This window comes from Bradyrhizobium sp. Unk1, assembly GCF_059512345.1.
Genome location: NZ_JCAMOP010000042.1, coordinates 39179 through 60286, shown reverse-complemented (window position 1 = coordinate 60286; position 21108 = coordinate 39179). Strand labels below are relative to the sequence as shown.

The following is a 21108-nucleotide window of genomic DNA, read 5'->3' as shown; positions in this document are numbered from 1 at the left end:
TTTTTTTGGGGAATGATGCGCGCTTGCGGCGAGGCATGCAAGCCTCGCGTGCCCTCACTTACGCCTGCACCACCTCATGCCGCATCACGAATGGCGCGAGCAATCTGTGCACCTCACCGGCGACGGCCTCGCGCTGGTCCGCCGGCAGGCCTGCGAGCGTCACGGTGGCGACCGAGCCGTGGCTACCGTGGGCGCCGACCTTCACCCTGCAATCGATGCCGCGCTCAATGAGCGGCGACAGCACCTTGGCGAACACGCGCTGCGCGGCATCCCAGCGCAGCTGTGGCTTGAACACCTTGCCGACGCCGGTCACCGGCATCGGATCGATCGGAATGACCTGCACCGGAACGGCCGCGCGCTCCGGCGTGCGTTCGCGCACCCAGGCTTCCAGCTCGCCCGGCTCGACCTTGGCGCCCGGCTTCAGCTGCACATAACCGACCGGCAATTCACCGGCATAGGCGTCGGGCTGGCCAACCACGGCGGCGAAGCCGACGGCGGGATGGCGAAACATGATCTCCTCGATCGGCGCGGGATCGATATTGTGGCCGCCGCGGATCACGAGATCCTTGGCGCGGCCGGTGATCCAGAGGTAGCCGTCGGCATCGAGACGCCCGAGGTCGCCGGAGTTGACCCAGACCTCGTCGACGAAGGCGCCCTTGTTGTGCTCGTCGTTGAGATAGCCACCGAACACGCCGGGCCCGGCCATGATGACGACGCCGATCTCGTCGGCTGCGCAGTCGCGGATCAGGCGGCCGTCAGCATCGAGCTGCACGATGCGCACGCGCGCGTAAGGCATGGGAAGGCCGACCGAGCCGAGCCGGATCGGTCGCGACGGATAGGCCAGCGTATGCACGCTCGAGGTCTCGGTCATGCCGTAGACCTCGACCACCGGAAGCTTCAGCTTCTCCTGGATCGCCGAGCCCACGGCGACCGGGATCGCCGAGCCGCCGCCGGCGGCATATTTCAGGCTGGAGATGTCCGCATCGCCCGGCGGCACCGCAAGCGTGGCCGCGAGCACCGTCGGCACGCTCGACAGCGCCTCGGGCTTGAAGCGCTCCACCAGCCCCCAGATGTTCTTCACCGAATTCGGATTGCGCCAGCCGCTCGGCGACAGCACGACCAGCGAGCCGCCGGCGGACAGCGTCAGCAGCACCTGGGTCAGCGATCCTCCGACGTGGAATAGTGGCATGCCGAACAGCATGTTGGCACCGGGCTTCGACTTCAGCAGCAGATTGAGCGCCCAGGCCTGATAGACCTGATTGGCATGGGTGTGCCGCACGAGCTTCGGCGTGCCGGTGGTGCCGCCGGTGTGGAAATAAGCCGCTATGTCGCCACCCTGAATCTTGCGCCCGCTGATAAGCCGGTCGGACGGCTGCTGCTTGATCAGGTCGTTGAAGGCGAAGATGCCCTTCTCCGGATCACCTCCGCCGAACACCTGCACGACCGCCTTGAGGTGTTTGAGCTGCGGGCGGATCTGCTCGACCTTCTGCCAGATGTCGGTGCCCGGCATCGGCCCGAGCGCCACCAGAACCTTGGTGTTCGCGGCCTCAAGGATCTCCGCGATCTGGTGCGGCTCGAGCAGCGGATTGACGGGATTGGCGATGCCCGCGGCCTCGGCGCCGAACAGCGTCACGAAGGCATCGGGCACCAGCGGCAGCATGAAGCTGACGACGTCGCCCTTCTCGACGCCGAGCGCGTGAAACATGTTGGCGGCCTGCGTGACGCGCGCGACGAAATCGCGATAGGTGACCAATACAGGCGTATCGGCCGGATCGGCGTTTTGCAGGAACTGGATCGCCGCGCCGTCGGGATTGCGCGCCGCACCGAGCCTGATGGCGTCATAAGTGCTCTCAGCCGCGACGCGATCGGCGTAGGCGACCTGCTCGAAGGCCCGGACCTCTGCGTCCGTCGCGAAGTCCGGATAGTCGTCGCCGATGAACCGATCGAGCGCGTGGATGCCCGCCATGGAATTCCGTCCTCCCTCAGATGCATTTCCCCGCCCCCTGTCTTTTGACATTTTGGTCGGCGAGGCCTCGGCCGATAGCCGGTCGAGCGCGGACAGAATGATGGATGATTGAGCGTTCGTCCATGGCCGAACGGCTACGGTCGTAGCACTCGTAGTCGAGACCATTGAACCTCCGCGCCCGATCCGGGGACCAAGAGCTGGCATCGGACTCCCCTGCCAGCGTCCTGCCGCAAGACTTGAGGAAATCATGACCACGCCCCCGCGCGACCGCGTCACACGGCTGATTGTTGCGCTCGCCGTGACCTCGGCGATCATGACTTCAGCGATCGTGACTTCGGCGATCGTCCCGCCCCGCGCGGCGCGCGCCGAGGACGGCCAGTTCGACAAGATGCGTGCCAGGATCGCCGCCTCCGTCGCCGACAAGATGGAGAAGCTGGGCGGCTCGCGCATCATCTACAGGGTCGATACCGACGGCTTGCGCGAAAGCGTCGTCACGGATTTGCGCGACGATGTCTACAAGACCCTGCGCGAGGGCAAGATCGCCTTCTCCGGTCTTGCGATCCGCGACGCCGGCGTGGAGGTGAAGATCGCGGATGCCAAGAGCCGCGAACAGCTCGCACGCAAGCTCGCGTCGGCCGCGGAGGGATTGCCATCGCATGCGCTCACGGTGACCGATGGCGGCGACGGATTGGTCAGGCTCGCGCCGACCGATGCCGCATCCGCGGCACGGCTGCGCGATCTCGTCGAAGATTCCATCGCCATGATCGAGCAACGCCTCAAGGATGCCGGCATCAACCTCGCCAGCGTCCAGCCGAATGGTACGGATCGCATCCGCATTTTCATCCCGGGCATGATGGAGCCCGCCCGCGTGACCGCGGTCTTCGCCAGGAAGGTCAAGGTCAGCTTCCGCCTGATCGACCTCTCGATGGCGGCGGAGCAGGCGCAATCCGGCACGCCGCCCTCGGGCACCGAAGTCCTGCCCGGCTTCAAGGACGAGCGCCATTACCTGGTCGCCAAGGACAGCGCGCTCGACGGTGACGACATCAGCTATGCCGGCCCGGGATTTGCCAGCGGCACAAAAGACCCGATCGCCTCGTTCCGCTTCAACGGCCGCGGCACGCGGCGCTTTGCCCACGTCACCGAGGAGAACATCGGAAGGCCCTTCGCCATCGTGCTCGACGGCAAGGTGATCTCCGCCCCCGTGATCCGCGAGCCCATCACCGGCGGCTCGGGCCAGATCTCCGGCAATTTCACCCTGGAGGAAGCCAATAGCGTCGCGATGCTGCTGCGCGCCGGTTCGCTGCCGGGGCACCTCGACCTCGTCGAGCAGCAGGTCGTGCAACCCGCCGCCAAGCCGTAAGGCTGGTCGCCCTGCGCCCCCGCCCCGTCGGGGCGCCACGGTCCACGACGCCAAAGCCCGCGCCCCCGGGGGCCCCGAATCACGGGCGCAACACGGCCATGCGCACAACCAACGGGCAATTGCCGAAACGCCCGATCAGGCTAAAATTTGCCTCTTGCGGCTTGGCGGCCGACGGCTTCATTTCAAGCGGTCGTCATTCGATTTCGGCTATACGTGTCGAGCATACCGACCAGGACTGAAGGCCTTACGCGGGGTTAGTACATGCCGTCCGGCAGCGCAGACATTTCCTCGATCCTCGACCGCATTCTGGATGCGGCGACGGACAACCTCAGGATCGCAAAGATCCTGGTCCAGATGGGCCTCGATCCCAACAACGTCACCTACGACGCGATCTTCAACCGCCTGCTGGAGATCTTTGTCCAAAACATCACGCTGGCCAATCTGTTCGCCGCGGTCGGCGCCGGCTTCTTCGTCGCCACCCTGCTGATGCGGACGATGGTGCCGCTGCGCGTCGCCAACATGGTCGGCTGTGCGTTCTTCGCCGTCTTCGGCGCGCTCTCGGCCAACGTCTCGACCTTCCTCCTCTATCTGTTGCTGCTTCCGATCAATGCCCTGCGCCTGCGGCAGATGCTCAAGCTCGTCAAGAAGGCGCGCCATGCGGCCGAAGGCGACATGTCGATCGAGTGGCTCAAGCCGTTCATGACCGAGCGCAAATATCGTAGTGGCGATACGCTCTTCAAACTGGGCGATCCCGCCAAGGAGATGCTCCTCACGGTCACCGGCAAGTTCCTGGTCAAGGAGATCAATGTGGAGATCGGGCCCGGAGCTCTCATGGGGGAGCTCGGCTTCCTCACGCCGGACAACCGGCGCACCGGAACGATCGAATGCGTCGAGGACGGACAGGTGCTGACGATCACCTATGACCGTTTGCTCGAGATCTATTTTCAGGACCCGCAGTTCGGCTATTACTTCCTGGTGCTGACCAGCCAGCGCCTGCTGCAAAACATCGACCGCTTGCAGAAGCAGCTGGCGAGCGAACGGTCAACGACCACGAACCGGATCGCGTGAACCGGGCAGCCGAACGCGCTTCGGCCGCCCGGCCACGGCTCAGAGCTTCGAGCCGCCGTCGACGTGGATGGTGTCGCCGGTGATCCAGCGCGCGTCGGGAGAGGCGAGGAAGGCAACCGCATCCGCGATGTCGTCGGGCTCGGCAATCCGCTTCAAGGTCTGCATGCCCAGCGTGTAGTCGCGCCCGGCATCGGTCTTGGTGAAGGACGACATCTCGGTCCCCACCACGCCCGGCGCCACCGCGTTGACGCGCACGCCGCGCGCACCGAGCGCTGCCGCAAAGTGCTTCACCAGGGTGTCGATCGCACCCTTGGTGGCGGCATAGGCCGGCAGCGTCCCGACCACCGCATGGGCGGCAAGCGAAGAGACGAGTACGACGCTGCTGCCCTCATGCAGGATCGGCAGCAATTGCTGCACCAGGAAGAATGGCGCGCGAACGTTGACGGCAAACAACCGGTCGAAATCCTCAACCGTCGTTTCCTCGATCACGGCCGATTTGGCGATGCCGGCATTGGCAACGAGAATATCTAGCCGGTCGCCGACGATGCCACGCACCCGGGTCGCCAGTTGATGCGGGCCATCAGGCGCGCCGAGATCGGCCCCGATCGCGTCGGCCCGCCCGCCGCTCTTGCGGATTTCGGCGACGACGGCCTCGGCCTCCTTGGCGGCCTGGCCGTAATGCACCAGCACCTGCGCGCCGCGCTTCGCGAGCGCCAGTGCCGAGGCGCGGCCGATGCCGCGCGAGGCACCGGTGACGAGAGCAGTTTTTCCCTTGAGGTCGGTCATGGTCATTCTCCTTCGCCGGGCGCCGGCGCCCCCATTCCCTGCCAGTCAGGTATGGTGCTGGTGCAGCGCCCTTTGCTGGAGTGCTATTTGGTGCAGGCTGGCGGCGTTGAAAAAGACTTTGTAAGCTCATGGGCATACCTAGGAGGTATGCTTCATGGAGCTACGCCATCTCCGCTATTTCATCGCCGTGGCCGAGGAAGGCAGCCTGACGGTCGCCGCCGAGAAGCGGCTGCACACCGCGCAGCCCTCGCTCAGCCGCCAGATTCGCGATCTCGAATACGAGGTCGGCGTACCTCTACTGGTACGCAGTGTGCACGGCGTCGAACTGACGGCCGCGGGAAGAGCCTTCCTTGATCACGCGCGCCTTGCGCTGACGCAGGCCGATGCGGCGATCGAGGCGGCGCGTCGCGCCGGCCGCCCCGAGAAGTCGCGTTTTGCCCTCGGCTTCCTCACCGGTCAGGAAATCGATTGGCTGCCGGAGGCCATGCGCGTGCTGCGCGACGAACTGCCGAACATCGACGTGACTGTGACGAGCGATTTTTCGCCTGCGCTGGCCGACGGCCTAAGGCGCGGGAGTCTCGACCTCGCCTTCATGCGGCGCGAGGCAAGCTCAGCGGAGCTCGTCTACAAGACCGTGATCGAGGAGGCGCTGGTCGCAGTGCTCCCAAGCGACCATCGCCTCGCCAAGCTCGACCGCATCGACCTCGCCAAACTGGAGGGGACGCCCTTCGTCAACGTCTCCGACACCGCTCCAGAGCTCCTCAAGATCATCAACAACCATGTTCGCGAAAGCGGCCTGCCGATCGCGACGGCGCATGATGCCGACAACATCGCCATGGCGGTGTCGATGGTGGCTTCCACCCGCGGCTTCGCGCTACTCCCGGGCTACGTCAAGAACTTCCTGCCCTGGTCCGTCGTCAGCCGTCCGCTCAGGGGCAAGGCGCCGACGATCGATCTCGTCGTGGGCTACCACAAAACCAATGCCTCACCGATCCTCGCAAAATTCGTCTCGAGGCTGAGCGACTTGATCGAGCGCGCGACCAAGCATATGCCGCACTGATCATGACCCGTTCTGCGGCTCAGCTCAGCAGCAACGCCATTCCCGGATCGCCCTTCTCCATTGCGCGCCGATAAGCCGCCCGCGCGCCGATGCGGCCGAGATAGTTCACCACATTCGGGCAGCGCTGGAGATCGTAAGGCTGGAAGTAGCGCATCGTGGTGAGCGAGAAGCCCATCATGATGTCGGCGGTGGTGAAGGTGTCGCCCGCCAGATATTCAGCGTCGCGAACGCGCGCATCGACCAGGTCGAAGGCGCGGTCGGTACGCCCTCTGCTCGCGGCCAGCATCGGATTGTCCGCGGCGAGCTTGAGCCGGTTCAGGATCATCAGCCGGCCCATGCCGGCCTGCAGCGTGCCGTTGGCGAAGTGAAACCAGTACAGGAACTGCGCGAAATCAGGATGATCAGGGCGGAGCGCAAGGCGCCCATCGCCGTATTTGGCCATGATGTAATCGACGATGGCGCCGGACTCGGCGAGAACGAGGTCGCCGTCGGTGATGACGGGCGCACTCCCGATCGGATGCAGCGCCTTGTAGTCGGGCGGCGCCAGCATGGTGACGGAATCGCGCGCGTAGCGCTTCAGTTCGTAGGGAATTCCCAGTTCCTCGCAGAGCCAGACGATGCGCTCGGATTGCGACTTGCCGAGATGGTGGACGGTGAGCATGACGTCTCCTGCGACCGTGAGTTGGACCTGCCGTGACGCCGCATCTTAACCCGTCATTGCGAGCGCAGCGAAACAATCCAGACTGCCACTTCGGAAAGGCTCTGGATTGCTTCGCTGCGGTCGCAATGACGAGGTGGAGAGACCGTGCCCTACCCCACGTCGTCCGTCACCATCCGCGCCACGACGCGGTCGCGGCGGATGAAGTGGTGCCAGAGGGCAGCGATCACGTGAATCGCGATCAGCGCCAGCAGCACATAGGCAAAGAGGATGTGGCGGTCCTCATAGGCGCCCGCCGCCGCACGGTCGGGAGAGGTGAATTGCGGCACGTGAAACAGGCCGAAGAAATCGGAATAATCAGGCGTACGCGCGCCGGAATGCGCCCAGCCCAACATCGCGACCAGGATGACCACGAGATAGAGCGCGCCGTGGCTGATATGGGCCGCGATCTTCTGCCAGCGCGAGGTTTCAGGCGGCATCGCCGGCGTTGGGTTGACGGCGCCAGGCCAGGCGCAGCACGGTCAGCAGCAGGATCACATAGCCGATATCGGCGTGGATCGAGCGGTAAAAGAAGCGGTCGGGACGCGCCGGGATGTGGTTCATCCACCAGCCGAAGCCGATCGTGGCGAGGATGGCCAGCGCCAAAATCCAGTGCAGCCACCGGGAAACGCTGCCCCAGCCGTTACTGGTATTTCTGATCATGTCGGCTCTCCGGAGTTTTGCGGATATGTCCCCGTCCGCAGCGCAGCTGCTGATAGCGGGAACTTGCGGTAACCGTGAAATTGAATCGTTCCAAATCGGTCCCAAACGGCCCCGCCGCAAAACCGCCCCAAAAACCGAATGGTAACCATGGTGCCCTTAAGGTAGCGACGTGACCAATTCTGCGACGATCCTGGTGTTCGATTCCGGCCTTGGCGGACTCACGGTGCTCCGCGAGGTCGTGGCCGCGCGCCCGGACGCGCATTACGTCTATGTCGCCGACGATGCCTTCTTCCCCTATGGCCACCACAGCGAGGACGAGATCATCGCCCGCGTCGTGCCGCTGATGGGCGAACTGATCGGCACGCACGATCCTGACCTCGTCGTCATCGCCTGCAACACGGCGTCCACCCTGGTCCTATCTCACTTGCGCGCCGCTTATTCCCTGCCCTTCGTCGGCACCGTGCCGGCGATCAAGCCCGCCTGCGCGCAGTCGAAGAGCCGCCGCGTCTCGGTGCTCGGCACCAAGGGCACGGTGAAGCGCGAATACACCAAGGCGCTGATCCGCGATTTCGCGCTGGGTTGCGAGGTGACATTGGTCGGCTCGCCCGAGCTCGCCTCGCTGGCAGAAGCCGCGCTCAGCGGCCATCCGATCAGCGACGGCGACATCCTCGCCGAACTCGCCCCCTGCTTCGTCGGCGATCCCGCGGACGCGACATCGCGCACCGACACCGTGGTGCTCGCCTGCACGCATTATCCGCTGCTGCTCGACCGGATGAAGACGCTCGCGCCCTGGCCGGTCGAATGGATCGACCCCGCGCCCGCCATCGCCCGCCGCGTCTCCGACTTGCTCGGCGCGCAAATCGGCGGCATCGCGCAGTCCGGCGCCGAGATGATCTTCACCTCGAACCGCGTACATGGCCTTTCGGCCACGCTGACGCCGTTCTTCGGCGGCCGCGCACTGGCCTGACTTTTCGCAGACACGGCGCGCTGCTAGGCTTCGCCGTCGTCACTTTTGCGCAAGGTCATTCCATGTCGGTCCCCGCAGCGCCGCTCAACCGTCTCCGCCAGCTCTGGAGCGAAGGGCGCCCCGCCTTCGGCGCGATCGCGACGATCCCGAGCGTGCAGACCGTACAGATCATGGCGCGCTCGCTCGATTGGATCATCGTCGATCTCGAGCATGGCCCGATTGGCTTGACCGAAGCACATGCGATGATCGCGGCCACGACAGGCACGCCGTGCACGCCCCTGGTGCGGATCGCGGCGAACGAGCCGTGGCTTGCGAAAGCGCCGATGGACATCGGCGCCTTCGGCATCAATTTCCCGATGATCACCAATCGCGCTGAAGCCGAGAAGGCGGTGCGCAGCGTGCGCTATCCGCCGCGCGGCGATCGTCTCTGGGGTCCGTTCCACGCACCGTTCCGCTGGGGCCAGTCGATGCCGGACTACATGGCCAGCGCCGACGACGAGATGATCTGCATGATCACCATCGAGCATGTCGAGGCCGTCAACCGCATCGACGAGATCATGGCGACGCCGGGTATCGACGTCGCGGTGATCGGCCCCGGCGATCTCGCGACGTCCATCAACAAGCGCGGGCAGATGGACGATCCGGAATTGCTGGAGCTGGTCGCCCGCGCCGAGGCCGGCATCCTCAAGAGCGGCGTGCCGATCGGCGGCGTGGCCCGCACCGCAGACCAGGCCAACGCCCTGGTCGATCGCGGCTATCGCGCGATCGCGCTCGGTTTCGACTGGTCGCTGTTCCAGCGCGGCATCATGGCAGCGTTCGAGGGGATCAAGCGCTGAACGAGCCGGTCGCGGCCTTGCCGGGAACTGCGGTGCTGCTAGGGTCGGCGGTTCCAGAGAGGAAGAACCATGCTCAAAAAGACTTTGCTCGCTCTCGCCTTTACCAGCCTTGCCCTTGCAGCCTTCGCCCAGCAGACCGGCATCAAGCGGACCCCACTGCAGAAGCTCGAATTTCCCGACGGCTACAACACCGTCACCGCGATCGCGGAGGTCCCGGCGGGCGGCGCAGCCGGACGCCATACCCATCCTGGGGTCGAAACCGGCTACGTGCTCGAAGGCGAGCTGAATCTCCTCATCGACGGCCAGCCGGAGAAAACCCTGAAAGCCGGGGACTCCTACCAGATCCCGGCAGGCGTCGTGCACGACGCCAAGGCTCACGGCGACAAGGCCATGAAAGTGCTTGGAGTTTACATCGTCGACAAGACCAAGCCGCTGGCCTCGCCGGCACCCTGATGCGGCGAACCGACCCGCCCCAGGCAGGTTGGTTCGTGCTAGAGCACGCGGCGAGCGGGCCACCCGCTCGCTGCACATATTTTAGTCCGCAGGAACCGAAAGACCCATGCGCGGGACGTCCAAGACCATTTCGCTGCCGCGCCGCCTGATTTGCGACCTCATGCGGGCGTCGATGGACGTGCCATTCGTCTCGCTCTCCCGCCCCCTCAATATCCGCCCCCTGCTGGAGGCGCGCGCCGGGGCGATGGCGCCCGCCGGCTGGGCCGCGATGTTCGTCAAGGCCTTTGCCCTGGTCGCCAGGGACGAGCCGGTCCTGCGCACCGTCTACGCCAAATGGCCCTGGCCGTCGCTCTACGAGCTGCCCAATAGCGTGGCGTCGGTGGCGATCGCCCGGGTCCAAGACGGCGAGGAATGCGTGATGCCGCAGCGAATCGCGGCTCCCGAAGCCATGGCGCTGGCCGCGGTGGACGCCGAAATCCGGCGTGCCAAGACGGCCCCGATCGAAGACGTTCCCATGTTCCGCAAGATCATGCGGGCCACCCGCCTGCCGCTGCCGCTGCGGCGGCTGTGCTGGGCGGTCGGGCTGAATTTCGGCCGGCAGCGCGGCAACTGGTTCGGCAGCTTCGCGGTGAGCTCGGTGGCGGCCTATGGCGGCGGCGAGCTCCATCCCATCACGCCCGGCCCCTTCATCGTCAGCTATGGGGTGGTCGAGGGCGACCAGACCATCCATGTCGTGATCCGCTGGGACCACCGGGTCACCTACGCCGCCCCCATTGCCCGGATCCTGACCCGGCTGGAACAGGTCCTGAACACTGAAATCGCTGCCGAATTGCGCGCGGCCGGGGCGAAGCCGATCCGGGCGGTCCGGACATGATTTCGGGGCTATTCGCATTGACAGAACGGCCCAAACTCACCTAAAAGCCGCCTGCTCGCGGGCCGATTTCGGCCCGCGAAGCGTTTCGCGACCCGTGGTCCTCTCCCTTAAGCTTTGGGGATCGGACCTGTCAGTGCCGGGCCCAGCCCGTCACACAGGAGGGCGCGTTTCCTCAAACCATGTACCTGAAGAGGACGCGATGACTAAGCGCAGTGAGGCGAAGTACAAACTCGATCGCCGTATGGGCCAGAACATCTGGGGCCGCCCGAAGAGCCCCGTGAACCGCCGCGAGTACGGCCCCGGCCAGCACGGCCAGCGCCGCAAGGGCAAGCTCTCCGACTTCGGCGTGCAGCTGCGCGCCAAGCAGAAGCTGAAGGGCTATTACGCCAACATTTCCGAGCGTCAGTTCCACGGCATCTATGTCGAGGCGAGCCGCCTCAAGGGTGACACCGGCGAGAACCTGATCGGTCTCCTGGAGCGTCGTCTCGACGCGGTCGTGTACCGCGCCAAGTTCGTCTCCACGATCTTCGCCGCGCGCCAGTTCATCAACCACGGCCACATCAAGGTGAACGGCCGCAAGGTGAACATCTCGAGCTACCAGCTCAAGGTCGGCGACGTGATCGAGGTCAAGGAAGCCTCCAAGCAGCTCGCCCACGTGCTCGAAGCCAGCCAGCTCCCCGAGCGCGACACCCCCGACTATCTCGAAGTCGACCACGGCAAGATGACCGCGAAGTACGTGCGCATCCCCGGCCTCTCCGACGTGCCGTTCCCGGTGCAGATGGAGCCGCATCTGGTCGTCGAATTCTATTCGCGCTGATAGTTCGGCAGAACGACATTCAAAGGCCCCGGTTCACCGGGGCCTTTTTGTTTGAGCCGGCGATTCCTATGTCTCAGGCCATCTGTGCTATGATTGCACAGCGCGGAGTTGAGCATGACTCGTCTTCTGGAAGAGGCCTTCAGCAAAGTTTCCGGCCTGCCCGATTCAGAGCAGGACGAACTGGCGCGGACCCTGCTTGAGCTTGCGGGGGGCGATCAGCCACCAATCCAGCTGACGGCGGCGGAAGAGGCAGATCTCACCGAGGCCGAAGCCGAAATCGCCCGCGGCGAGCTGGCCAGCGCTGACGAAGTCCGCGCGATGTGGGCTAAGCACGGGCTGTGAAGGTCCGCTATACGAAGCGGGCGCTCGCCCAAATCGACCAAATTCTGACCTACATCGAGGCGCACTCGCCCCAAGGCGCAGGCCACGTGCGAGGCCGCATTGTCGCTCTCATAGCATTGCTAGAGACCTACCCCCCACGCAGGGCGAACGACTACGCGTGCATACGTCCGTCGCTTGCCGGTCAACCCTTATCCCTATCTGATCGATTATCGTGTGACCGAGACAGAAATCGTTATTATGCGGTTTCGTCACGCCGCCCGGCGTCCACCCAGAGCTCGCTGACCGCGAGCGAGTGCCATTCCCCTCAGGGAGCAAGTTGATGCTCTACACCCCTCCCCCGATCGATCCCAAGGCGCCGCCGGTGCGCATCAATCTGCTCTCGGACACGCAGACCAAGCCGACGGCTGCGATGCGCGAGGCGATGGCGCGGGCCGAGGTCGGCGACGAGCAGGTCGGCGACGATCCGACCGTGAACGCACTGTGCGAGCGCGTCGCCGCGCTGCTCGGCAAGGAGGCCGCGGTCTACATGCCGTCAGGCACGATGTGCAACGTCACCGCGACGCTGGTGCATTGCCGTCCCGGCGACGAGATCCTCGCCCACGAGAGCGCACATATCATCGCCCGCGAAGGCGGCGCGCATGCCGCGATCGGCGGCTTCCAGGTGACCCAGCTCAAGGGACCCGACGGCCAGTTCACGCCGGAGACCTTCCGCAAGGCACTGCATCCGCGGACGCGCTACCAGCCGCCGCAGACCGTCGTCAGCGTCGAGCAGACCGCCAATATCGGCGGCGGCACGATCTGGAAGAAGGCCGCACTCGACGAGATCGTCGCGATCGCCAAGCAGCACGGTCTCGTCACCCACATGGACGGTGCGCGCCTGCTCAACGCCACGGTGGCGAGCGGCATCCCCCCGCGCGACATGACGGCGGGTTGGGATTCGGCTTGGATCGATTTCTCGAAGGGCCTGGGCGCGCCGATCGGCGGCGTGCTCGCGGGCACCCGCGCCTTCATTGACGCGGTGTGGCAGTGGAAGCAGCGCCTCGGCGGCTCGATGCGGCAGGCCGGCGTCTGCGCGGCCGCCTGCATCTACGCACTCGACCATCACGTCGATCGCCTCGCCGACGATCACGCCAATGCGCGCGCGCTCGCCCGCGGCCTGTCGCAGATCGCAGGCGTCGAGGTGCAGGAGCCCGAGACCAATCTCGTGTTCTTCAAGCCTGATGGCGCCGGAATTGCCGGCGACAAGATGGTCGCCGCACTGCGCCAGCGCGGCGTGACGCTCGCGATGATGGACGGCCGCATCCGCGCCTGCACCCATCTCGACGTCAATGCGGCCCAGGTCGAGGAAATGATCGGATACGTCCGCGAGATCGTGCGCGGGGCGTAAGTCCGTAGCCCGGATGGAGCGCAGCGAAATCCGGGGGCCTCGCCTCGCGGAAAGATTTTCCCGGATTGCGCGGAGCCTGTCATCGGGCGGCGCTTCGCGCCGACCCGTTGGCTCCATCCGGGCTACGAAGGCGGCTAGCTACCGCCCCATCGCCTGATAGATCAGCGTCTTTAGTGCCAGCTGAATCCGGCCACGCTGCGACGGGGTCTGCACCATGAAGATCCCGAACAGATCGTCTTCGGGATCGATGAAGAAGAAGGTGCCGCCGACGCCGTCCCAGCGATATTCGCCAAGAGGCCACGATGTCCCCGATGGCACCGAGGTGCGCACCGCGAAGCCGAGGCCGAAGCCGGAGCTTCCGCCCGGATAGTAATTCTGATCGCGCGCGATCTTCGTCTCAGGACCGATATGATCCGACGCCATCAGCGCGATGGTCTCCGGCTTGAGATAGCGCCGGCCTTCATAGCTGCCGCCGTTGAGCAGCATCTGCGAGAAGCGCGCGTAGTCACCGACCGTACCGACAAGGCCGCCGCCGCCCGACTCCCACCTCAGCGGTTTCCTGGGATCGCGGACCTGCGTCATCGGGCTAATCGCGCGATCCTGCGGCATCGGCTCGGCGATGCGCGGCCACTTGGCAGGATCGGCGACATAGTATGCAGTGTCCGTCATCCCGAGCGGATCGAGCAACCGCTCCTTCTCGAACCCGAACAGCGATTTCCCCGATACGACCTCGACGATGCGGCCGAGCACGTCCGTGGAGTGGCCATAATCCCAGTTCGTGCCGGGCTGTTCGGCGAGCGGAAGCGTGGTGATCTTCGCGACGAGTTCGGCGTTGGTCAAAGCCTTGTTGTCGAAGAGACCGGCGTCGGCATAGAGCTTGTTCACCAAGCCCCCGCCATAATAACCGTAGGGCAGCCCGGCAGTGTGGCGCATCAAATCCTTGATCGTCACGGAGCGACTGAGCGGCTCCAGCGCCAGCGCGACCTTGCCGTCCTCGGCCTTCGTCTCGACACCGACCTTCATCTTGCCAAAGGCCGGAATGTACTTTGCGACGGGATCGTCGAGCGAGAGCTTGCCCTCCTCGACCAGCATCATCGCCATGACTGTCGTGACCGGCTTCGACATCGAATAGAGCCGGAAGATCGTGTCCGCGCTCATCGAGATCTCGGTGGCGACATCGCGGACGCCGAAATTCTCGTAATAGACCGGCTTGCCGTGCTGCTGGAGCAGCAGGATCGCGCCCGGAAAGGTGCCGGCTGCGACCTCACTCCTGATGTAGTCGGAAACCTTTGCCAGGCCCTCTGGCGAGAAAGTGCGGGCGCGCCTCTCGGAGCCCGCTTGCGCACCAACCGCACCGAACAAGAGAACGAGCGCCGCGATCAGCGCGCGGCGCCCGAACATGTCACTTCTCCATGGCTTCATAGACCAACTGCTTCAATGTCCGTTGCACGCGCTGGCGCTCGGTCGGGGTCTGCTCCAGCAGCACGAAGAACATGTCCTGCTTGGGATCGATGACGAAATAGCAGCCTGAGGCGCCGTCCCACTTCAATTCCCCGAGATCGCCGGGCGGCGGCGGCTTGGCGTTGCCGGGATCGGTGCGGACTGCAAGGCCGAGGCCGAAGCCGAAACCGTCGCCGGGGAAATAAAAATAGTCGCGACTGACCCCCGAGGTCGGACCGACCTGATCGGTCACCATCAGCTTGAATGTCTCGGGCTTGAGGATGGTCTTGCCGTCGAGACTGCCGCCGTTGAGCAGCATCTGCGCAAAGCGCTCATAGTCCGCCATGGTCGTAACCATGCCGCCGCTGGCGAATTGGATTTTTTTGACAACCGTCGGATCGTTGATCCGGCCGACGCGAAAATCGGCGTCATTCGGCACCGGCTGGGCCAGAAGCTTCTGCTTCTCGGGGGCGGTGACGAAGAAGCCGGTGTCGACCATGCCGAGCGGATCGAGTAGCTTTTCCCGCTCGATCTCGAGCAACGGCTTGCCGGTTGCGACCTCCATCACACGCGCCAGAATGTCGGTGGAATGGCCGTATTGCCACAGCGCGCCCGGCTGGTTGTGCAGCGGCAGTTTGGCGATGCGCTCGGCGAACTCCGCGAGGTCGAAATCGCCGGCGTAGATATTAGCCTCGCGATAGGCCTTGCGGACCAGGCTGTCGCCATAGAAGCCATAGGTGACGCCCGAGGTGTGCGTCATCAGATCGTGCACCGTCATCGGCCGGTTCGGTGGTACGAGCTCGAGCGACTTGGTGCCGTCGTCGGCCTTCTTCTCGACGCCGACCTTCACATTGGCGAAGGACGGAATGTATTTCGAGACGGGATCGTCAAGCTTGATCTTGCCGTCTTCGATCAACTGCACCGCGACGACGGAAGTGATCGCCTTGCTCATCGAGAACAGGCGGAAGATGGTCTTGTCGGTGATCGGCGCCTTGCTCTCCACGTCCTGCACGCCGAAGGCTTCGTGGTAGACCGGCTTGCCGTGCTGCTTGATCAGCACGGTGGCGCCGGCGATCTTGCCGGTCGCGACCTCGTTCTTGAAGAACTCGCTGACCTTGGCGAGCTTGTCCTGATTGAAATGCGCGCCGGCCGGAATCTCGTAGGTGCCTTCGGCGCGCGCGAGCGACATCGCACCCAGCGACACCAGTGCGCCGCAAACGAACGCACGCAGTCCGAAATGTGAATTCATATCCCCTCCCCGGGAAGGTGGCCGAGCGGAGTGTACTGACCGCGTCATCAGGCACAAGGGCTGGCGTACCGCGCCAAAACGTCAGTGTGGAGCGCGGCGCTTGTCTCCGAGAAACAACAGAATATGACGTGGGTGACCAACGGCGCTGCCGGCAGGGCTTCAATGGTCGTGTGGACCGCAATCTTCGCGGCCTGGTCGGCCGGAAAGCGATATACCCCGGTCGAGATCGCGGAGAAGGCTAGAGAGTTCAGTCTATTGGCCTGGGAGAGCTCAAGCGAACGGCGATAACAGGAGCGCAACGCATCCGCCTCGCCGTGGCTGCCGCCGTGCCAGACGGGGCCGACTGCGTGGATCACATGCCGCGCGGGCAGACGGTAGCCCTTCGTGATCTTGGCATCGCCGGTCGGACATCCCCCGAGCGTCCGGCACTCGGCCAGAAGCTCGGGACCGGCAGCGTCGTGGATTGCGCCGTCAACGCCGCCTCCGCCGAGGAGAGACGAATTTGCGGCGTTGACGATGGCGTCAACGCCGATTGTCGTGATGTCAGCAACGATAACCTCGAGCTCGGCGCCGCCGATGCGGCGCGTCAGCTGGGTCACCGGATCAAGCCGCGACGGCGACGCCCTTCTCGGAGAAGAGCTGCTGCAGTTCGCCGGCCTGGAACATCTCGCGGACGATGTCGCATCCGCCGACGAACTCGCCCTTCACATAGAGCTGCGGAATGGTCGGCCAGTTCGAATAGTCCTTGATGCCGTTACGCAGTTCGGCGGATTCGAGGACGTTGAGCCCCTTATAACCAACGCCGATGTGGTCGAGGATCTGGACGACCTGGCCGGAGAAACCGCACTGCGGAAATTGCGGCGTACCCTTCATAAACAGAACCACGTCGTTCGACTTCACTTCGTTGGCGATGAATTCCTCGATGCTCATATCCATGTCCTTCCGGGGCGGAGCCCTCAACGATTCCCTCGGGCCGGCCCAGCCGATTTAACCCGATACTTGCCCATATATGTAGCCCAAACCGTTGTGCATCCAAAGTAAAATGGCGGCGAACACCCCTTGAACAGCCCTGGGGCGGCCGGTCCAGGCCACGCCGGCTCCATTACATGATGCCACGAATATCATCGCCGGGGAGGACTTTCATACCGTAACGGAGCCCTTATCTAGGACGAACCCCGGTTTTTGGAACCGGGCAACGCCAACAACGTTCTCTTGTGCTGTCTGGAGAAAAACGTGACGAAACAAGCCTCCGCTACGGCCACCCCGCCGCTTTCGTCACCGTCGGCCGACCCGCGCGGCCTCGCCCAGGGGCTGGAAGAGGCGTTTCTCGTCGTCCGCAACGAGACCGAGCGTCGGGCCGCGCCGCTGTCGCCTGAAGACCAGCAGATTCAATCCATGCCGGATGCGAGCCCCACGAAATGGCATCGCGCCCATACCACCTGGTTCTGGGAGCAATTCCTGCTCGGCGAGCACTGTCCCGGCTACCGGCCCTTCCACCCTGATTTCGCTTTCCTGTTCAATTCCTATTACGTCAGCGCCGGCCCGCGTCATTCCCGCAATCACCGCGGCGACATCACCCGCCCCGGCGCAGATCAGGTCGGCGCCTATCGAACCTATGTCGATGCAGCCGTCGTCAAATTCTTCCGCGAGGTCGGCGCGGACAAGCTTCGCGAGATCGCGCCGCTGGTCGAGGTCGGGCTCAATCACGAGCAGCAGCATCAGGAATTGATGTTCACCGACATCCTGCATGCCTTCGCGCAGAACCCGATCCCGCCGGCCTATGATCCGGACTGGCGCTTCCCGGCATCGACACGCGCGGGGGAGGATTGGCTGACGCTGAACGAGGGTATCCACACCGTAGGTCATGTCGACGACAGTTTTCATTTCGACAACGAGAAGCCGGCGCATCGCGCCCTCGTCGGTCCGGTCAGGGTCGCACGCAATCTCGTCACCAACGCCGAGTGGCTCGCCTTCATGCGCGACGGCGGCTACCGGACCGTGACCTTGTGGCTGATGGACGGCTTTGCCACCGTCAACAACGAAGGCTGGGACGCCCCCGGCCATTGGCGCGAGATCGACGGCCAGTGGCACATGATGACGCTCGCCGGCCTCAAGCCGGTCGATCCGGACGCGCCGGTCTGCCACGTCAGCTATTACGAGGCCGATGCGTTTGCGCGCTGGGCCGGGAAGCATCTGCCGACCGAGATGGAATGGGAGGTCGCGGCCCGCGCCGGCCAGCTCAACGACGCCTTCGGCATCGTCTGGCAGTGGACGCGTTCTTCATATTCGCCCTACCCCGGCTACCGCGCCATCGAAGGCGCGCTCGGGGAGTACAACGGCAAGTTCATGATCAATCAGTTGGTGCTGCGCGGCTCCTCGCTTGCAACTCCCGAGGGCCACAGCCGTATTACCTATCGCAACTTCTTTTATCCGCACCATCGCTGGCAGTTCACGGGACTGCGGCTCGCCGACTACGAATAAAAATCATCCGACGACAAATACGCGCCGGACAGCGCGTTCAGGAGAGTATCATGAATGTGCACGCCAGCGCTTTGGCCGAAGCCCATCTCCCCGACGAGCAGACCACCGCCTTCGCCCGCGAGGCCATCGAGGACCTGTCGCAACAGCCGAAAAAGCTGTCGCCGAAATATTTCTACGACGCGGCCGGATCGGAGCTGTTCGAGGCGATCACGCGCCTGCCGGAATATTACCCGACGCGCACCGAGCTTGCGATCCTGAAGGAGCGCGGCAGCGAGATCGCGAAGATCATTCCGCAGCATGCGGCGCTGGTCGAGTTCGGCGCCGGAGCAACCACGAAAGTCCGCCTGCTGCTCGATCACTGCAAATTCGCAGCCTATGTGCCCGTCGACATCTCCGGCGACTTCCTGAAGGCGCAGGCCAACGGCCTGAAGCGGGACTTCCCGACGCTCGGCATCTATCCGGTGGCGGCCGACTTCACCACCCCGTTCGAGTTGCCGAGGGCAGTCGCATCGATGCCCAAGGTCGGCTTCTTCCCCGGCTCGACCATCGGCAATTTCGAGCCGCATGAGGCGCAGGCCTTCCTGAAGAGCGCCCGCAAGATCCTGGGCAAGGGCGCGCAGATGATCATCGGCGCCGACCTCGAGAAGGAAGAGCGCGTCCTCCACGACGCCTACAACGATGCCGCCGGCGTGACCGCCCGCTTCAACCTCAATGTGCTCGTGCGCATCAACCGCGAGCTCGGCGGCAATTTCGACCTGTCCGCCTTCACCCACCGCGCGATCTACAACCGCGAGCGGCACCGGATCGAGATGCACCTGATCAGCAAGAAGAGCCAGACCGTGCGCCTGCTCGGCACCAGCTTCTCGTTCCGCCCCGGCGAGAGCATCCACACCGAGAACAGCTACAAATACAGCCTCGAGCGTTTTGCTGCGCTGGCGCAGGGCGCGGGCTGGCAGGTGCGCGAAAGCTGGACGGACGCGGCGAAGATGTTTTCGGTGCACGCGCTGGAGGCGGCGGAGTAAACGCTCCGGCGCCAGTGGCGCCGGGTCAATGCTCCTCGGCCTCTTGCGGAGACGACCCCAGCGACACCGACTCCCACACCGCGACCACGATCATGATCACGGTCGACGCGACCGACAGCCAGAGTGGCGAGAGATCGGCGGCGAACCACCACAGCACCGCGAGCAGGATGATGCCGATGCCGTGGGAGAGCTGGAGGAAGCCGCGGATCGCGTGCTTGAACAGGATGGTGCCGACCAGGAACACCAGGGGACCACCGATCGTGCTCACGATGGTCCTGATATCGGAATGGCCGGTCGGATGCTTCAGCACCAGTTCGTCCGACACCGCGGTCAGGATGATGCCGGCGACGATCGGCATGTGCAGATAGGTGTAGGCGAGCCGCGCCAGCCGGCCGGATTCCGCGGACTTCGAGATGCGCTCGGAGCCGGCCTCCGCGCCCTTGTGGAAATAGACCCACCACATCGCAATGGCCCCGGCCAGCGCCGAGACAAAGGCCAAAATATTATCCGCGGTCCAGTCCAGCTCGGCAAAGGTGGCGCCGTTGACGACGACGGCTTCACCGAGTGCGATGATGATGAAGCCGGCGCAGCGCTCGGCCATGTGGCCGCCCTCGACGGCCCAGGCTTCGACCGACGAGAAGCCGAGCTTCGGGACCCAGAAGCGCACCGCGGGTGAGACGTATTCGATCGCGAGCGCCGCGATCCAGCACCACAGCCGTGCCTCGTCATGGGCGAGACCGCCGAGGATCCAGAAGATCGCGGAGCCGCAGAGCCAGACCAGAATGCGGATCGCGTTGTGCCGGACGGCCGTTCGATGGCGCGGGGTCGCGAGCAGCCAGAAGGCGGTGCGTCCGACCTGCATGGTCGCGTAGGCGATCGCAAACCACAGGCCCCGCCCCTCGAAGGCGCTCGGGATCGTGGTCGACAGCACGAGGCCGCCCAGCATCATCAGGAAGAGCAGGATGCGGACCGGGGTCAGATCGGGATTGAGCCAGTTGGTGACCCAGGCGGTGTAGACCCACACCCACCACACCGCGAGGAACAGCACCGTGACGTGCACCGCGCCGAGCGGGGTGAAATGGTGCAGCAGCGTGTGCGAGACCTGCGTGACGGCGAAGACGAAGACGAGGTCGAAGAACAGCTCGGCATTGGTGACGCGGCTATGCTGGTTCGGAGCGATGACGCGAAACATCGCGCCGCGAGGATTGTCCGCAGCCATCGTCATCCCCCCGTCACGCGATCAGATCAGGCCCCCGGTACCCCGGTTTGCAGCGCCAGCGCATGCAGCACGCCACCCATCTGGCCTTGCAGGGACTGATAGACGATCTGGTGCTGCTGGACGCGGGACTTGCCGCGGAAGGATTCCGAGATCACGGTCGCGGCATAGTGGTCGCCATCGCCGGCGAGGTCACGGATCGTCACCTCGGCATCGGGGATCGCTGCCTTGATCATCGCCTCGATATCGTGGGCGTCCATGGGCATTCGGGTCTTGCTCCTGTCTCGGCTTCGAATCGCTTGCCGGGGTCCCCGGACCGGCAGGGCCAAACTTAGCGTGAACGGCCTTCTACGTCACGCATTCCGGCACTATATCCCTGATCCCATCCGGATAAAGGCACGACAAAGTGCCGCGCGCGGCAGAT

At 64.6% G+C, this 21108-nt stretch carries 21 protein-coding genes and 1 pseudogene; 12 read left to right on the top strand and 10 right to left on the bottom strand.

The features are described 5' to 3' along the window. Positions 1-58 precede the first annotated feature (58 nt). On the bottom strand, positions 59-1966 hold the full coding sequence (locus tag AC5ZFO_RS37805; protein ID WP_496123453.1) for an acyl-CoA synthetase: 1908 nt from the start codon (positions 1964-1966) through the stop codon (positions 59-61). A gap of 247 nt (positions 1967-2213) precedes the next feature. Here AC5ZFO_RS37805 and AC5ZFO_RS37800 point away from each other — a divergent pair, with 247 nt between their 5' ends. Further along, complete coding sequence (locus tag AC5ZFO_RS37800) at positions 2214-3326, top strand: SecDF P1 head subdomain-containing protein (protein ID WP_282523126.1); 1113 nt, start codon at positions 2214-2216, stop codon at positions 3324-3326. A gap of 261 nt (positions 3327-3587) precedes the next feature. Then, positions 3588-4394 (top strand): Crp/Fnr family transcriptional regulator, encoded by an 807-nt coding sequence (locus AC5ZFO_RS37795; protein ID WP_282523125.1) that lies wholly within the window; start codon positions 3588-3590, stop codon positions 4392-4394. Between the two features lie 39 nt (positions 4395-4433). Here AC5ZFO_RS37795 and AC5ZFO_RS37790 read toward each other — a convergent pair whose 3' ends face one another. Next, positions 4434-5180 carry an SDR family NAD(P)-dependent oxidoreductase gene (locus AC5ZFO_RS37790; protein WP_039157433.1) on the bottom strand — a complete coding sequence of 249 codons (747 nt, stop codon included), beginning with the start codon at positions 5178-5180 and terminating at the stop codon, positions 4434-4436. A gap of 154 nt (positions 5181-5334) precedes the next feature. Here AC5ZFO_RS37790 and AC5ZFO_RS37785 point away from each other — a divergent pair, with 154 nt between their 5' ends. After that, complete coding sequence (locus AC5ZFO_RS37785; protein ID WP_496123452.1) at positions 5335-6240, top strand: LysR family transcriptional regulator; 906 nt, start codon at positions 5335-5337, stop codon at positions 6238-6240. A 19-nt stretch (positions 6241-6259) separates the two neighbouring features. On the opposite strand, the gene AC5ZFO_RS37780 is transcribed toward AC5ZFO_RS37785, so the two are convergent. Both AC5ZFO_RS37780 and AC5ZFO_RS37775 read right to left on the bottom strand, forming a co-directional pair. Further along, positions 6260-6901 carry a glutathione S-transferase family protein gene (locus tag AC5ZFO_RS37780; RefSeq protein WP_282523123.1) on the bottom strand — a complete coding sequence of 214 codons (642 nt, stop codon included), beginning with the start codon at positions 6899-6901 and terminating at the stop codon, positions 6260-6262. 149 nt (positions 6902-7050) lie between these two features. Then, positions 7051-7600: pseudogene (locus AC5ZFO_RS37775) on the bottom strand (cytochrome b). A gap of 169 nt (positions 7601-7769) precedes the next feature. Here AC5ZFO_RS37775 and murI point away from each other — a divergent pair. The 7 genes from murI to AC5ZFO_RS37740 all read left to right on the top strand — a co-directional run bounded on the left by murI (position 7770) and on the right by AC5ZFO_RS37740 (position 13276). Continuing rightward, entirely contained in the window at positions 7770-8567 is a 798-nt protein-coding gene (gene murI / locus AC5ZFO_RS37770) for a glutamate racemase (RefSeq protein ID WP_282523122.1), read from the top strand. 62 nt (positions 8568-8629) lie between these two features. Further along, positions 8630-9403 carry an HpcH/HpaI aldolase family protein gene (locus AC5ZFO_RS37765; protein ID WP_247309353.1) on the top strand — a complete coding sequence of 258 codons (774 nt, stop codon included), beginning with the start codon at positions 8630-8632 and terminating at the stop codon, positions 9401-9403. Positions 9404-9472: 69 nt separating this feature from the next. Further along, complete coding sequence (locus tag AC5ZFO_RS37760) at positions 9473-9856, top strand: cupin domain-containing protein (protein WP_282523121.1); 384 nt, start codon at positions 9473-9475, stop codon at positions 9854-9856. Positions 9857-9962: 106 nt separating this feature from the next. After that, positions 9963-10730 carry an acyltransferase gene (locus tag AC5ZFO_RS37755; RefSeq protein WP_496123451.1) on the top strand — a complete coding sequence of 256 codons (768 nt, stop codon included), beginning with the start codon at positions 9963-9965 and terminating at the stop codon, positions 10728-10730. A gap of 199 nt (positions 10731-10929) precedes the next feature. Then, complete coding sequence (rpsD, locus tag AC5ZFO_RS37750) at positions 10930-11547, top strand: 30S ribosomal protein S4 (protein WP_018316575.1); 618 nt, start codon at positions 10930-10932, stop codon at positions 11545-11547. Between the two features lie 114 nt (positions 11548-11661). Continuing rightward, positions 11662-11889 (top strand): hypothetical protein, encoded by a 228-nt coding sequence (locus AC5ZFO_RS37745; protein WP_282523119.1) that lies wholly within the window; start codon positions 11662-11664, stop codon positions 11887-11889. Between the two features lie 319 nt (positions 11890-12208). After that, positions 12209-13276, top strand: a complete 1068-nt coding sequence (locus AC5ZFO_RS37740; RefSeq protein WP_282523117.1) for a threonine aldolase family protein — start codon at positions 12209-12211, stop codon at positions 13274-13276. A 138-nt stretch (positions 13277-13414) separates the two neighbouring features. Here the strand turns inward: AC5ZFO_RS37740 and AC5ZFO_RS37735 are convergent, their stop codons facing one another. From AC5ZFO_RS37735 to grxD, 4 genes are read right to left on the bottom strand one after another with little or no spacing between them, the layout of a single operon-like run. After that, positions 13415-14677, bottom strand: a complete 1263-nt coding sequence (locus tag AC5ZFO_RS37735) for a serine hydrolase domain-containing protein (RefSeq protein ID WP_282523116.1) — start codon at positions 14675-14677, stop codon at positions 13415-13417. Position 14678: 1 nt separating this feature from the next. Next, positions 14679-15965 (bottom strand): serine hydrolase domain-containing protein, encoded by a 1287-nt coding sequence (locus AC5ZFO_RS37730; protein ID WP_282523115.1) that lies wholly within the window; start codon positions 15963-15965, stop codon positions 14679-14681. Between the two features lie 47 nt (positions 15966-16012). Beyond that, a complete protein-coding gene (locus AC5ZFO_RS37725) occupies positions 16013-16564 on the bottom strand; it encodes an O-acetyl-ADP-ribose deacetylase (RefSeq protein ID WP_282523114.1) in 552 nt (183 codons plus the stop codon). A 4-nt stretch (positions 16565-16568) separates the two neighbouring features. Then, positions 16569-16895 (bottom strand): Grx4 family monothiol glutaredoxin, encoded by a 327-nt coding sequence (grxD, locus tag AC5ZFO_RS37720; protein ID WP_007602294.1) that lies wholly within the window; start codon positions 16893-16895, stop codon positions 16569-16571. Between the two features lie 252 nt (positions 16896-17147). Here grxD and egtB point away from each other — a divergent pair, with 252 nt between their 5' ends. Together egtB and egtD are read left to right on the top strand one after the other, a co-directional pair. Next, entirely contained in the window at positions 17148-18446 is a 1299-nt protein-coding gene (gene egtB, locus AC5ZFO_RS37715) for an ergothioneine biosynthesis protein EgtB (protein WP_496123450.1), read from the top strand. Positions 18447-18496: 50 nt separating this feature from the next. Continuing rightward, a complete protein-coding gene (egtD, locus tag AC5ZFO_RS37710; RefSeq protein ID WP_496123449.1) occupies positions 18497-19468 on the top strand; it encodes an L-histidine N(alpha)-methyltransferase in 972 nt (323 codons plus the stop codon). Between the two features lie 25 nt (positions 19469-19493). On the opposite strand, the gene AC5ZFO_RS37705 is transcribed toward egtD, so the two are convergent. Together AC5ZFO_RS37705 and AC5ZFO_RS37700 are read right to left on the bottom strand one after the other, a co-directional pair. Then, positions 19494-20687, bottom strand: coding sequence for a low temperature requirement protein A (locus AC5ZFO_RS37705; RefSeq protein WP_496123448.1), 1194 nt, complete (start codon positions 20685-20687; stop codon positions 19494-19496). Positions 20688-20713: 26 nt separating this feature from the next. Then, on the bottom strand, positions 20714-20950 hold the full coding sequence (locus tag AC5ZFO_RS37700) for a BolA/IbaG family iron-sulfur metabolism protein (protein WP_028147489.1): 237 nt from the start codon (positions 20948-20950) through the stop codon (positions 20714-20716). Positions 20951-21108 lie beyond the last annotated feature (158 nt).